The 14,952-nt window shown below is 35.5% G+C and carries 13 protein-coding genes and 1 riboswitch; of the genes, 10 read left to right on the top strand and 3 right to left on the bottom strand.

Translation table 11 applies throughout. The features are described from left to right. Position 1: 1 nt before the first annotated feature. From thiS to CD147_RS04150, 3 genes are read right to left on the bottom strand one after another with little or no spacing between them, the layout of a single operon-like run. A complete protein-coding gene (gene thiS, locus CD147_RS04160; protein WP_103166185.1) occupies positions 2–202 on the bottom strand; it encodes a sulfur carrier protein ThiS in 201 nt (66 codons plus the stop codon). Continuing rightward, on the bottom strand, positions 186–1,301 hold the full coding sequence (gene thiO / locus CD147_RS04155) for a glycine oxidase ThiO (protein ID WP_103166184.1): 1,116 nt from the start codon (positions 1,299–1,301) through the stop codon (positions 186–188). The genes thiS and thiO overlap by 17 nt, the downstream gene beginning before the upstream one ends. Further along, a complete protein-coding gene (locus CD147_RS04150) occupies positions 1,294–1,884 on the bottom strand; it encodes a thiamine phosphate synthase (protein WP_103166183.1) in 591 nt (196 codons plus the stop codon). The genes thiO and CD147_RS04150 overlap by 8 nt, the downstream gene beginning before the upstream one ends. A gap of 66 nt (positions 1,885–1,950) precedes the next feature. After that, a riboswitch (TPP riboswitch) is annotated at positions 1,951–2,060 on the bottom strand. 340 nt (positions 2,061–2,400) lie between these two features. Between CD147_RS04150 and CD147_RS04145 the strand changes: the two genes are divergently transcribed. The 10 genes from CD147_RS04145 to galU all read left to right on the top strand — a co-directional run bounded on the left by CD147_RS04145 (position 2,401) and on the right by galU (position 14,031). After that, the gene (locus CD147_RS04145; protein WP_103166182.1) at positions 2,401–3,681 is read left to right on the top strand and encodes a pyruvate MFS transporter; all 1,281 of its coding nucleotides are present in this window, start codon (positions 2,401–2,403) and stop codon (positions 3,679–3,681) included. 267 nt (positions 3,682–3,948) lie between these two features. After that, on the top strand, positions 3,949–4,233 hold the full coding sequence (locus CD147_RS04140) for a putative quinol monooxygenase (RefSeq protein ID WP_103166181.1): 285 nt from the start codon (positions 3,949–3,951) through the stop codon (positions 4,231–4,233). Positions 4,234–4,443: 210 nt separating this feature from the next. Beyond that, complete coding sequence (locus CD147_RS04135; protein WP_411841047.1) at positions 4,444–6,327, top strand: FUSC family protein; 1,884 nt, start codon at positions 4,444–4,446, stop codon at positions 6,325–6,327. 74 nt (positions 6,328–6,401) lie between these two features. Next, the gene (locus CD147_RS04130) at positions 6,402–6,815 is read left to right on the top strand and encodes a DUF2188 domain-containing protein (protein ID WP_103166179.1); all 414 of its coding nucleotides are present in this window, start codon (positions 6,402–6,404) and stop codon (positions 6,813–6,815) included. A gap of 491 nt (positions 6,816–7,306) precedes the next feature. After that, on the top strand, positions 7,307–8,005 hold the full coding sequence (locus CD147_RS04125) for a GTP pyrophosphokinase (protein WP_103166178.1): 699 nt from the start codon (positions 7,307–7,309) through the stop codon (positions 8,003–8,005). 327 nt (positions 8,006–8,332) lie between these two features. Beyond that, on the top strand, positions 8,333–9,049 hold the full coding sequence (locus tag CD147_RS04120; RefSeq protein ID WP_103166177.1) for a MerR family transcriptional regulator: 717 nt from the start codon (positions 8,333–8,335) through the stop codon (positions 9,047–9,049). A 141-nt stretch (positions 9,050–9,190) separates the two neighbouring features. Next, positions 9,191–9,871 (top strand): GntR family transcriptional regulator, encoded by a 681-nt coding sequence (locus CD147_RS04115; protein WP_103166176.1) that lies wholly within the window; start codon positions 9,191–9,193, stop codon positions 9,869–9,871. Positions 9,872–9,892: 21 nt separating this feature from the next. Continuing rightward, a complete protein-coding gene (gene gntK, locus CD147_RS04110; protein WP_103166175.1) occupies positions 9,893–11,428 on the top strand; it encodes a gluconokinase in 1,536 nt (511 codons plus the stop codon). Between the two features lie 38 nt (positions 11,429–11,466). After that, positions 11,467–12,825 carry a gluconate:H+ symporter gene (locus CD147_RS04105; RefSeq protein WP_103166174.1) on the top strand — a complete coding sequence of 453 codons (1,359 nt, stop codon included), beginning with the start codon at positions 11,467–11,469 and terminating at the stop codon, positions 12,823–12,825. A 339-nt stretch (positions 12,826–13,164) separates the two neighbouring features. Continuing rightward, positions 13,165–14,031 carry a UTP--glucose-1-phosphate uridylyltransferase GalU gene (gene galU, locus CD147_RS04100; protein WP_103166173.1) on the top strand — a complete coding sequence of 289 codons (867 nt, stop codon included), beginning with the start codon at positions 13,165–13,167 and terminating at the stop codon, positions 14,029–14,031. Positions 14,032–14,952 lie beyond the last annotated feature (921 nt).

Genomic DNA, 14,952 nt, shown 5'->3' with positions numbered 1-14,952 from the left:
ATTATCCGCCTCCAACAAATTCTAATAATTCTAGTTGATCGTCTTCTCTAACAGTATTATTATCGTAGTCTTCTTGTTTAATTAACGTTTTATTATATTCGACAATGACACGTTGTGGATCCAATTCGAGAGAACGTAAAACGTCGTTGATGGACTGTTCTGAATCGAAATTGAATTCGTCGCCATTAATGATACACTTCATGATTTGACCTCCTTGAAACATTGAAAGATTCATAATTACGTGGCTTCACGCCCGTAAATAACCAGTTCGCGATGTCGCGTCCGATGATAGGCGAGAGTAAGATGCCATTACGATAATGACCAGTAATGACATAAAGCCCATCATCAATACGGTCCATAATCGGTACTTCGCCCTCGGTATATGGGCGCACACCAGACCATTGTTTAATCACTTTACCTTGAGCGAGCTCAGGGATACGTTCGTTCGCATATTGGTGAAGCCAAGACACACCTTCATTTGTGTTTCCGACAGAATAATTATCAAATTCACTTGTCGCACCGATTAAGAAGCGGTTAGGTTGTTTAGGAACGATATAACAACCATTTGTCATAAATACCGTTTCTTTTAAATCCAGATTATCATTTTCAATGAGTAAGACTTCACCTTTAACGCCTACAACTTCACGTGGAAGGTGATAGTCTTTTAATAGTTGAGATGACCAAGCGCCACCAGCAACAATCACTTTCTTCGCATAAAGTGAGTCATTAGACGTTTCTACCTGATAATATCCATTTAAATGTTCAATGCGTGTCACTTCCGTATTGAAATAACGTTTAATATGACGTTGTTGCAATGATTTAAATAAAGCTTTCGTATAATGGTTCGCATTAATTTGGCCGTCATGAGGGATGTAGATAGCCATTTCGCTTGATGTGACACTTCCATTTGTTAAGTGAATCAAATCAGAATCTGAAAGTTCTACTACACTGTCATCTAGTGAATTTAAGAAATGATACTGTTTACGCAAACTCTCGATATCTTCTGGGCGATTCGCAATTTTAATTAAACCAGAAGCTTGATATTGGATATCGATGCCCGTTTCATCTTGCAATGTTTCGCACAGTTTTGGGAAAAGGCTACGCGATTCAAGTGCAAGTCTAAATAAATCATTATCTTCAGTAAATTCATTCTGCGCACCTAACATGCCACCTGCTTTGTATGAGGCATGTTTACCTGGGATATCACGGTCTACAATAGCAATGTCCATTTGTGATTGGCTTAAGTTTCTAGCGATAGACATACCAATCACGCCCGAACCAATAATGAGAACGTCATGCATCTTTCACCCACTCCTTTCGTAACTGTTCAATTTGTGTCAAAGATGCGTTCATAAAGAAAGAAATTGCACAAATACCAGCAAAGCCAAGTGGCAAGTCGTGAATCGTTTCTTTAGTTATACCGCCAATCGCATAGACAGGAATTGGGAGTTGTAAAACTTGGTAAATCTCTTCCATGGACCGTGGCGTCTGATTAGGTTTAGATGGTGTTTCAAAGATATGACCATAAAACACGTAATCAAGATGGTGTTCATAAGCTTGTGTTACAGACTCTAGTGAGTGTGTCGACATGCTAATTTCAATTTCTGGGTGTCGTGATTTATAATCAAACGCTCGGGCGTCCATTTCACGCATGTGTAAGCGTGAGAGATTTAGCTTTTCTAGTAATTCGATGTCACTATGAATAATTATTTTATCTTTAGGAAATCCTTGTTGAATCAAGTTCGTTATAAAATAAAATAAGTCTTCATGAGACATTGGTCTCCTGAATAATAAGCCGTCTATGCCTTTAGCAATTTCGAGAAAATGGTGTAAATCTTTAGTCGTTAACGCTTTATAAGATGTTATAGCAATGAAAATGAGCATCACTCCCTAAGATATAAAAAAACGCTATCTCCCTCGTAGGGAAATAGCGTTTAACTCAACCTTATAATAACTTATGCGCCACTTTCCTACGCCAGTACAAACTGGATCAGGTTCCAGGAATTATAAAGTCCATTCTTTACTCTCAGCCCTAAACAAAGGCACTTCCAGTGGAAAATTAAATTTTATGTGTTAAAAAATAACCGTTCACGTTTTATTTCAAATTCATTCTACAATTTTTTGGGATAGAATTCAAATCTTAGTTTATCACACGTAGCGCAAGGCTTCTTAAAGGAAAAAGTTGCTTTCATATTTAAATAAACACAATTTAATAAAAAACTTTAAGAAAATCTATTATAAACGATTACAAAACCTGATATTATAAACAAAAATAAGTTAAAAAGCCTATGAGAATGGGCTTTATAGGATAATATTTTTTAGAGAATTGGGAGTCTCGAAGAATATATTAGACAACATTTTAAGAATCAACAAATTTAAGGGAAGTAGGAAAAAGAGGAAATGGTTCAAAGACAAAAAAGAAGTAGTGTTCGCTGGTTTTTCGCATTAGCATTTTTTATTATCGGAGTTATCGCATATATGGATAGATCGAATATCTCATATATCGCGCCACAAATGATGGCAGATTTACATATGAACAAGCAACAATTTGGGTTGCTCGCTTCATTCTTCTCGCTAGGTTATGCTTTAATGCAAGTGCCTTCAGGTATGTTAGCAGAGAAATTTGGTCCACGTAAGATGATTACAATTGCCTTATTATGGTGGAGTGCTTTCACTATTTTTACAGGTATGATTAAACATCACGGATTATTATATTTAGTTCGTTTCTTATTCGGTATAGGGGAAGCACCAATGTATCCATCTAATGCCGTGTTTAACTCGACTTGGTTCTCAAAAGATGAAAAAGGTAGAGCATCAAGTATGTTATTAGCAGGTTCATACTTTGGACCCGTATTAGCACCTATTATTACAATTGCGATTGTTAATGCCTTTAATTGGCAAGCAGTCTTTTATATCTTTGGTGGTGCAGGTATTTTAATCGCTATTTTATGGGGCATCATCGCAAAAGATTTACCAGAACAACATCGTATGGTAAATGAAGCAGAGAAACGTTTTATTATGGAGAACCGTGATTTAGTACAAACAACTCAATCAACACCTCCATGGAATCAATTCTTCCGTCGTTTAAGTTTCTATGCGATTGCAGGACAATATTTTGTAGTTCAATTTGTAATTACATTATTCTTAATTTGGTTACCAACATATTTAACTGAACAATACCACGTAGAATTTAAACACATGACAATTAGTTCATTACCATGGTTTATCATGTTTATTTTAATCTTATCTGCTGGGGCAATCTCAGATAAAATTTTACGTAGTGGTCAATCTCGTTTCGTTTCAAGAGGATTAATTGCTATTCTTGGCTTTATTGTATTTGCGATTTCAATCTTCTTTGCAGTACATACTGAGAGCTTATATGTCACTATTTTCTGGTTATCACTTGGTTTAGGTGGCATGGGTATTTCAATGGGTATGAGCTGGGCTGTAGCGAACGATATTGGTCGTAACTTTGCTGGAACAGTGTCAGGTTGGATGAACTTATGGGGGAATTTTGGTGCCTTATTAAGTCCATTCTTAGCCGGTGCTTTAGTTGCATCACTTGGTTGGACAATGACATTCCAATTATTAATTATTCCAGCAGTTATCGCTGCTATCTTATGGTTATTTGTTACACCAGATAAACCACTGATTAAAGATGAAACACGTAAATTGAAATAGATTGAACGACAACCACCTATTATAGGTTGAAACATAAATCTTAATAAGCGTAGAAATGATTCAATTATGAATTGTTTCTACGCTTTTTCTATCAATACTTTATGACAATACTCCGTGGTTTAGGTGAGAATTTACATTAGAGTGCTTTAAGAATATTATACTTTCGTATATTTTAATAAATTAATGAGGCCTCATGTGTATAAAATTAACTTAAAAACAAAGAAAATGATAAACTAAAGGTAAATCTTAAAGGTAAGGGTGATTCGTATGATCATTATTAATGCAAAACTTAAAGTAAATGAAGCGTATCGTGAAGAATATTTAGAATTAATGAAAGGCCTTGTAGACAATGCACGTCAAGAAGAAGGTAATACATTTTATAGCCATTACGAAGACGTAAGTGAACGCAATACGTTTGTTGTTGTTGAAAATTATAAAGACCAAGAAGCGGTAGAAGCGCACAACCATTCAGAACATTTCAAAGTATTTAGTGAAAATATTGGTAAATATATTACTGAACAACCAGAAATTGATGTTGCTGAAACAAAATAATTTAATAATAAATCTATAAGCTGGGGCATTGATATAAGAATGTTTCAGCTTTTAATATTGTTGAATTTCTAAATAGTGGTTTAGTATTCTACAACAAAATTTAGTGATAAAAATGTTATCATAGAGTGTATATGTTTATAGAAAGGAACGATAGCATTGGGAAACGTACTAAAATCTCTTATAAGCTTTGATACCTCTAAAATTGACCCAATGAAAGGGATTAGACAGGGCTTACTAATGATTATCCCAGCATTAATAGGTTATTTCCTAGGTAATTTTAGTTTTGGCTTACTTGTTGCCACAGGTACATTAGCACATATTTATGTCTTTAAAAGCTCGCCACGTTCTATGCTTAGAACGGTCATTTTATGTACCTTATCTTTCGCAGTCTGTATGATGCTAGGTACACTCACTGTTACCGAACCCATACTTTATGGCGTAACATTACTTATTGTAACGGTAGTCCCATTCTACGTATTTAGTGCCTTGAAGATTGCCGGACCATCTTCAACCTTCTTCTTAGTTACATTTTGTTTACCTAGTAACTTACCAGTAGCACCAGACCAAGCATTAATACGTGGCTTAGCCATTCTTATTGGTGGGGGAATTGCGACACTTCTTGTACTTATTACAGTGCTTCTCCAAAAACAAAAAATTGAAAATAAAGCCATTAATTCTGACTTTAAAACTATTAATCAATTAATGCATAACTTTAATGATCGTGAAAAGTTTAAAGAAATTACCAAAAGTGCAGTCACACAATTTAAAACGTCAGATGAATTACTGATAACTGCGACAGCTGGAACAAATAATAATTTGAGTCAACGTTTCCAAAGATTACTCTTGTTACATACGTCGGCACAGGGTATTTATTCCGAACTTCTTGAACTACATGAAAAAGATATACGTCCACTTCCACAAGAGTTAATTGAAATGATGGAAGTAACGACACGTAATGCATATCGCCCAAGCGCAAATCGTGAGAAATGGACGAAAGAAGTTAGCGTGGATGCTGAATTTGATAATTTGTTGCAATATATATTAAAAATCGACGAAATAGCAAACTTAGGTTCAAACCAAATTGAACACGAGGCAAGCGTCAGAAAGCCATTATATAGTCAAAGAATTATTCATAATTTAACGCTAGATTCAATTGTCTTCCGTAATACGTTAATTTATACCGTAATTATGGCGGTCGCAATCTTTATTTCGCTAGCGTTTAACATTCAAAAATCATACTGGATTCCATTAACGGCGCACACTGTTTTGGTAGGTATGACGACACGACGTATGTTAGACCGTGCCACAGCGCGTGGACTCGGTACGATTATGGGTACCTTGTTATTATCGGTGATTCTATACTTTAACCCTCACCTTATTGTGGCAGTTATTGTAATGGGACTTGCAGCGATGATGACTGAAGCATTTGTAGGTTCAAACTATGCTTTCGCCGTGATTTTTATTACAACGCAAGTTATTTTATTAAACGGTTTAGCCTCTGAAAATCTATCAATTAACATTGCTTACACACGTATTTTTGATGTGTTAATTGGTATCACTATAGCGATTATTGGTATTTTATTAATTAATCGTCAAACATCGTCTGCCATGCTTCCAGGTACGATAGCGGAAGTAGTACGTAAAGAAGCCGACATTTTTCAATATGTCTTCTCAAGTAACGCGTATCATGATGAAGACTACGAGAAAAACGAAAGTTTAGCATTATCAGTGAAAATGAGCAATATGACCCAAGTTTATAATTCAGCGAGTGAAGAACTATTCTCTAATAAAGAAGTGATTCGCTATTACTATCCAAGTATCTTCGCATTAGAAGAAATCAACTTTATGTTAATGCGAGCTATGCAGAATCACCAACGTCAACATATTTCAGATGAACAAATGGGAGAATACTTAGTTATTTTTGAAAATATTGCTAAGCATTTTGAGTTACAAAGTAGTCTTGAAATAAATACGTTATCGGACTTACCTCAATATAATTATTTAAAATCTGTATTGATGAAGTTACAAAATAATTGTGTTTACACGCGAAAAGATATTGATGAGATTGAAGATGGCGCGGCGACGAAAGCGTAGTTTGGTGTAGTGGAGGTTTCATTTTCAAGAGAAGTGGTAAAGCTTACTATTAATAAATAGAGGAGTGTGACATTATGCCTTGGACAATGAACGATTATCCAAATACTTGGAAAAATATGAAAGAGCTTGAACGTAAAAAAGCGATTGATATCGGTAATGCCATGTTGAAAGATGGTTATAAAGAAGGCGATGTTGTACCTATCGCGACAAAACAAGCTGAAGATTGGTATAAAGATGCAAGTAAAGATGAGCTAGAAGAGTTAAAGAATAAACATATTACTGAGCATCAAAAAGATCAATCAGCTAATCCTAAATTAAATGATAAAAATGTGCATGTGTATTATGAAGAGAACGAATGGAAAGTGAAAACTGAAGGTGCGAAACAAGCATCAGACACGTTTGATACTAAAGAAGAAGCTAAAAAGAAAGCACAAAATATTGCCGATAATCGCGATACAAAAGTTATCGAACATAAAAAAGATGAATAATTAAAGAGACTTCCAATCAAAGCCTAGGACATTTTCAGTATGAATGTCTTAGGTTTTTTAATACTTCGTATTGATTGGCTCCGTTCCGGGGAGCGGGACAGAAATCTAATGGAATTTCCAAGATTTCGTAGTCCCGCCCCGGCAAGGTTGACTAGAAATGAAGAGAGTGAGGCTCGAACGTGTCTTCATTTCAGACAACTACTGCCAGTTTTAGCTTGTAGCCTTCAACAAGCATTGCTTGCCAAGAAGTCCCGCCACCAATACTACGTATAAATATGAAATTTTATACTCATGTATTCTTAAAGATATATTTAATACTTCTTAATATTTATAAATCAAGGCATAATATTTTGAAGCGACATTCTAATTTACCTCTTTATTATGCACAAAACGTATATCGGGCTAATGATGTAGTAAATACAGATGGATATTATTTTTAGTTCATTTTTCAATTCGATATAATGTAATGTGATAAATAAGGAGGAAATACTATGTACGTAGAGAGAAAACCGTCATTGTATATTGAAGAATTACGTAATGAATTTAAAGAGAGTTTAAATCATTTTGAAAATGGGGACGAAGCATTCGACCGTTTAATTGGCTTCGTTGAACTTGATCATCTATACTCCTCAGCATTAAAAGAAATATGCACGAAGCTAGACATCTTAGACGATAATTTCAATCATGTGTATAAACATAATCCCATACATCACATGGAACGTCGTGTGAAAGAAATGAACAGTTTAGTGAAAAAGCTACAACGTAAAAATTTAATCGTAAGTGCAGAAAGTGCCAAAGAAAATATTCTCGATATCGCTGGTATTCGAGTTGTCTGCAACTACTTGGATGATATTTATGTTATTGAAAAGATGTTACTTAAACAAGAAGACGTTAAATTATTAAAACGCAATGATTATATTAAAGAACCTAAAGAAAACGGATATCGTAGCTTACATATTGTCGTTTCTATCCCTGTCTTTTTATCAGATAGAGTAGAAATTACTCCAGTAGAAATTCAGATTCGTACAATCGGCATGGATATGTGGGCTAGCTTAGAACATAAAATACGATATAAAAATAATGCAAGTACCGAAGATTACAAAGAAACATTAAAAGAATGCGCGTTTGAAATTTCAGACGTAGAATCAAAAATGCAATCCATACATTCCGCAATTACAGATAATAATTAACAGGGGGAGCGGTGACAGAAATCTAATGTAATTTCGAAGATTTCGTTGTCCCGCCCCGGCAAGGTTGACTAGAGATGAAGAAAGTGAGGCTCGAACGCATCTTCATTTCAGCCAACTACTGTCTAACCATAGCAGGAGATAATATTTTTTGCTCATCGTTCGGTTATGCTCAAATTCTAAATGCTTTTATCTCAACCATACATATAATAAGAAACAATAATTGATAAATAAAAGACCACCGGCAGACTAACCAATTAAAAAAATTGAAATACTTACTTGCTCATGACGTAGCGTTATTAGCTATAGTGCAAGTAGGAGGTGAACTTTATGTCACAATACACTATTGGAGAACTTGCGAATCACGTAGGTATTACCGTAAGAACCTTACAATACTATGATCACAAAGGACTGTTAACCGCTCAACGTTTAGAAGACTCTAACCGTCGCATCTATAATGATGAACATCTTCACCAACTTCAACTCATATTAATATTGAAAAGGTTCGGCTGTACCTTAGACGAAATTAAGAGGCTTCTTCATGATGAGAGTAATTTGCAAACATTAAAAATGATACTCACATTGCATAAAGAAGAACTAGAAACAAGCATCAATAATCAAAAAGATATATTAAATAATATAGAAGAAGTTCAAAACTATATTTCAGCTCAATCAAATTCTCCAATCAATCATCTAACTGACATAGATAAAGTCATGAAACAAACATCAACCTTAAAATCATTCAAATCGAAAATGTGGCTAAGCGCAAGCGTGATTGGAGTTATTCAATATACTAGTCTTTTAGTTAGCTTGTTAAGAAGTTCTATCAAGCCATTCATTGCTGTTTTGCCCATCTTAATAACTTACGGCTTTACCTTAACAGGAGTGTACTTTAAGCGCATCTCTTATCTCTGTCCTAACTGTCAATATGTTTTTAAACCAACGCTAAAAGATTTCGTCTTAGCAAAACATACTTCGAAAACACGACACTTATCTTGTCCAAAATGTCATGAAAAGCGTTATTGTATTGAAGTGGCTAATAAATAAGAATAATGACAAATTTATGTCCTGACTTCTAAAAGAAGGCAGGAATTTTTATATCTTAAAAAGAAAACGTTTACAAAAGTTACTTTTGTGTATTACTATACTTGTATACAAGTTGGAAATTAGGCAGTGGGAGTGACAAAAGTGGAACAGGGATACCCAAAACAATGGCTTGGAGGTATGACCAAAGGAGAAGGTGTAGCAGCGGAATTACGGTTACAAATTGTTAATGGCGATATCGAGGCAGGCACATTACTTACAGAGAACCAAGTGGCCAAACAGTTTGACGTGAGCCGTTCCCCAGTTAGAGATGCCTTCAAATTATTACAAACTGATCAATTGATACAGTTAGAACGTATGGGCGCGAAGGTACTTCAATTCGGTGAACAAGAAAAGAAAGAACTCTATGATTTAAGATTAATGCTCGAGTCGTTCGCATTTTCAAAAATAAAGCATCTAGACACGACAACGATCGTACAAGAAATGCGTAAACATCTAGAAATGATGAAAGTTGCTATAAAATTTGATGATGCTGAAGCATTTACGCAACATGATATACAATTTCATGAAGCAACAATTAAGGCCTCTAATCATCAATACTTACTCACGTTTTGGAGTCACTTAAAACCCATCATAGAATCGCTCGTTTTAATATCGATGCGACAACGTATGGAACGTGATAAAGCAGATTTTGAACGCATACATCATAATCATGAAGTATTTATAGAAGCAGTAGAGAACTATGATTCGGCGACATTAAAGAAAGCATTTCATCTCAACTTTGATGACGTCGGTAAAGACATTGAAAGTTTCTGGTTACAATAAATAAAGGAAAGAAGGAATATTATGAAATACATGATTGGCGTTGATATTGGTACCACAAGTACGAAATCAGTATTATACGATGAAAATGGACAATTGATTATGAAACATCATATCGGTTATCCCTTACATACGCCAAACGTAGATGTTTCTGAAGAAAATCCAGATGAATTATTTGATGCAGTACTAATGACAGTAAAATATGTCGTTAGAGAAGCGGGCATCAACAAATCAGATATTAAATTGATATCTTTCAGTGCCCAAATGCACAGTTTAATTGCATTAGATGCACAACACAGTCGCTTAACGGAAAGTATCACGTGGGCTGATAATCGTGCTAGTAAATATGCTGAAATGATTAATCAACAACATAACGGTTTCGATATTTATCAACGCACTGGTACACCGATTCATCCAATGTCACCCCTAGCTAAAATCTTTTGGATGAAACATGAGCAATCTGAAATTTATAATCAAACGGCTATGTTTGCAGATATTAAGACATATATTTTCCATCAACTTTTTGACACGTATGTCATTGACCATTCAATGGCGTCTTCTACAGGTATGTTCAATTTGAAAAATTTAGATTGGGATGACGAGGCGCTTCAATTATTAGATATCACACGTGAACAACTACCAAAGTTAGTACCCACTACACATATACTAAAAGGTATGAAGAAACGTTACGCTACATTGATGGGCATCGATGAAGATACGCCAGTAGTCGTTGGCGCAAGCGATGGTGTGCTGTCTAACTTAGGAGTAAATAGCTATAAAAAAGGTGAAGTCGCAGTCACGATTGGAACTTCTGGTGCTATTCGTACAGTAATTAATCAACCTCGTACAGACTATAAAGGCCGTATCTTCTGTTACGTCTTAGATGAAGATCATTATGTTATTGGTGGGCCGGTCAATAATGGTGGTGTAGTCCTTAGATGGCTAAGAGATGAGTTACTTGCAAGTGAGGTAGAAACGGCTAAACGTTTAGGCGTCGATCCTTACGATGTCCTTACTAAAATCGCTAGCCGAGTGAAACCAGGCGCTGATGGATTAATCTTCCATCCTTACCTTGCCGGGGAACGCGCACCTTTATGGAACGCAGATGCGCGCGGTTCATTCTTTGGCTTAACACTTTCACACCAGAAAGAACATATGATTCGAGCCGCTTTAGAAGGCGTACTATATAACCTTTATACCGTCTATCTTGCCTTAGTAGAAGTGATGAATGAAACACCTAAGACAATTAAAGCGACAGGTGGCTTTGCGAAGAGTGAGATGTGGCGTCAAATGATGGCTGATATCTTTGATACAAATCTTAACGTACCAGAGAGCTATGAAAGTTCTTGCCTAGGCGCTTGTGTACTTGGTCTTAAAGCTTTAGGTGAGATTGATGATTTTTCTATTGTTGAAAAGATGGTCGGTACCACACACGAACATCAACCTGATCAAGATACAGTGAACGTCTATCAACAATTAGTATCTATCTTTATCAATTTAAGTCGTTCGCTAGAAGAAAGATATGCAGAAATAGCAGATTTTCAACGTAAACATATGTAGTCAATCAGTACATAAAAAAGAAACAGGGAGGATTTACGATGTTTGGAGAAATTTGGCCACTAATAAGCGTGGTTATTGGGATTTTATTACTACTGTCACTTATTATATTCTTAAAGCTTAATACATTTATTTCGCTAATCGTTACATCAGTCGTCACTGCCATTTTACTCGGCATGCCACTGAATAAAATTATGGAAACCATTGAAAATGGGATGGGTAGCACACTTGGCCATATCGCATTAATCTTTGGTTTAGGTGCGATGCTCGGTAAATTACTCGCAGACGGAGGCGGGGCAAACCGAATTGCCGATACGTTAATCGCTAAATTTGGACAAAAACACGTTCAATGGGCAATGCTTATCGCAGCCTTCATCGTCGGTATTGCATTATTCTTTGAAGTAGGACTAGTTTTACTTATACCGTTAGTATTTACAATCGCCAAACGCGCTAACGTGTCACCATTGAAACTCGGCTTACCAATGGTGACTGCACTTTCAGTAACACATGGTTTCTTGCCACCACACCCTGGTCCAGTAGTTATCGCTAAAGAGTTAAAAGCTAACTTAGGTCAAGTATTATTATTCGGTATTATTATTGCGATACCCGTAACTATTATAGCTGGCCCAATTTTCAATAAAGTAGCACAAAAAATAATCCCATCAGCCTATACACGTGAAGGTGACATTTCAGCGTTAGGGTCTCAAAAAGAATTCAAAGAATCTGAAATGCCAGGCTTTGGATTAAGTATATTCACAGCTATCTTACCTGTCATCTTAATGTTGATTTCAACGATTGTACAGTTGGTCACTGGACATGAAGAAGCGAAAAATATTGTCGAACAAGTCATTTACTTTATAGGCACAGCAGGAACGGCAATGTTGATTTCTGTCATCTTCGCCATCTTCTCAATGGGCTTACAACGTGGTAGAAAAATGGACGACATTATGAAATCAGCCACTAATGCGATTTACCCAATCGGCATGATGATCTTAATCATCGGCGGTGGCGGTACATTCAAACAAGTCCTCATCGACGGCGGCGTAGGTGATACGATTGCGAAAATGTTTGAAGGTTCAACTATGTCACCAATATTACTAGCATGGATAGTCGCAGCAGTCTTACGTATCGCATTAGGCTCAGCAACAGTGGCAGCCATTTCAACGACAGGTATTGTCTTACCATTATTACAACATTCAGATGTAAACGTCGCACTTGTTGTTCTTGCAATCGGAGCCGGAAGCGTCATCCTTTCACACGTTAACGACGCAGGCTTCTGGATGTTTAAAGAATACTTTGGATTGACAGTTAAAGAAACCTTCTTAACATGGTCACTACTTGAAACTATTATTTCAGTATCAGGTATTATCTTTATCCTGTTTATTAGTTTATTTATTTAAAATTAAGCTACATTACTATTTCGTCATTTAAGGGAGCGAGACAGAAATCTAGGGAGTGGGACAGAAATCTAATACAATTTCCAAGATTTCGTTGTCCCATCCCGGCAAGGTTGACTAGAAATGAAGAAAGTGAGGTTTAAACGCATCTTCATTTCAGACAACTACTGCCATAACTAAAGGCTGAACCACTTTTTATATTAATGGCTTAGCCTCTTTTTATAATTTGAAACGGTTTCTATTTATAAAGCAATCATTAGGCTATCACTAGGAATGACACATAAAGAGTGATAAACTAACAAATGATAAAAACAACAGAATGTACAAAGGAGTTACTCAAGTTTGAAACAAATAAAAAAAGCTATCATACCTGCCGCTGGTTTAGGAACAAGATTTTTACCAGCTACCAAGGCGATGCCTAAAGAAATGCTTCCAATCTTAGATAAACCTACCATCCAATACATAGTAGAAGAAGCCTCTCGCGCAGGAATTGAAGATATCATTATAGTAACTGGCAAACATAAACGTGCGATTGAAGATCATTTTGATAATCAAAAAGAATTAGAAATGGTACTAGAAGAAAAAGGTAAAACAGAGCTACTTGAAAAGGTAAATTATTCCACAGGTTTGGCTAATATCTTTTACGTTCGTCAAAAAGAACAAAAAGGGTTAGGACATGCCATCTATACAGCACGTCAATTTATCGGTAATGATCCATTTGCGGTTTTATTAGGCGATGATATCGTGGAATCTGAAGAACCTGCGATTAAACAATTAATGAATGTCTATGAAGAAACAGGCCATTCAGTTATTGGCGTACAAGAAGTAGAAGGAGAGGTTACACATCGTTATGGCATTATTGATCCTTTAGAAAAAGAAGGCCAACGTTACAAAGTTAAACAGTTTGTAGAGAAACCTAAACAAGGGACTGCACCATCCAACTTAGCTATTATGGGACGCTATATTCTGACGCCAGAAATATTCGACTACTTAAAAACACAAAAAGAAGGCGCCGGCAACGAAATTCAATTAACCGACGCAATAGAACGCATGAACAACGACATCCCAGTATACGCATATGACTTCGATGGCAATCGCTACGACGTCGGAGAAAAACTAGGTTTCGTCAAAACAACAATTGAATATGCCCTCAAAGATCCAAAAATGAAAGATGAACTTGTACATTTTATTAAACAACTCGGATTATAAAAAAAGAGCCTAAAGCGTAAGTTAATATTAAACACCCTAAATGATTAACTAATATCGCTCTAGGCTCTTTGCGTATTAAGAAATACGCAATACTCGATTAAAATGTCTTGCGTCTGCCTTATATTTGGAGTAGAGAGAAGGCATTAAACATGACAAATGTGTCCTCTTACCTTGTAATAGTTAAACGATTAATACATCCTTCGTCTGTCATAATGATAAATCGTTGATAATATTGGCTATACTCGTTTTAAACAAAGAATAGATATTTAAAATCATTTAAACTAAACAAAATATGAGACAAAGTATAAAACTAACTATGAGAGAAACCCATCCTATTTTCCGCTAAGATGAGCATCCCCGGGGAAGTTACATATGTAATGTCCCCCCCCCTTATGATTCTCCGTATATTAGACCGAAATCTAATATGCATTTATTATATTCGAAAATACACCACAAGCAGTAGCAATCTTTTGACTAAAAATATCACTTTTTTGACTAATTTATAAAATTCAATCTAAAAATCATGAAACACTAAGAAATTGATTAATAAAAAGGTGTATGAACCACGGGAAATGAAAATCAGACACAAAAATACTGACAATCAGTAGTCATCTACCGATTACCAGCTATTTTAAAAGAAATTAGAATTTATATTATCGATATACTAAACCGAAAAGCAAATAACAAAAATAAAGATGAAAAAAATAGTCCTTATACCATCTTTAAGTAAGTTTTAATTTTCAAATTTTATAAAATGTATGGATAACCGTTTTAGAAATAAAAATTGCAAAAGTATATATCGGTAAAAAATAAACAAAGGGACTCATCATACTCTCCATTAAGATAAGCCCCTAAGGAATTTTACCAATTGAGAAACAACGACATCCTCAATGATAATTAGATCGATCTACCGAAACTATG

Origin of the sequence: Staphylococcus devriesei (genome assembly GCF_002902625.1) — a bacterium.
Classification (GTDB): domain Bacteria; phylum Bacillota; class Bacilli; order Staphylococcales; family Staphylococcaceae; genus Staphylococcus; species Staphylococcus devriesei.
The sequence above is the reverse complement of the archived record's forward strand: the minus strand, read 5'-3'. Positions and strand labels throughout refer to the sequence as shown.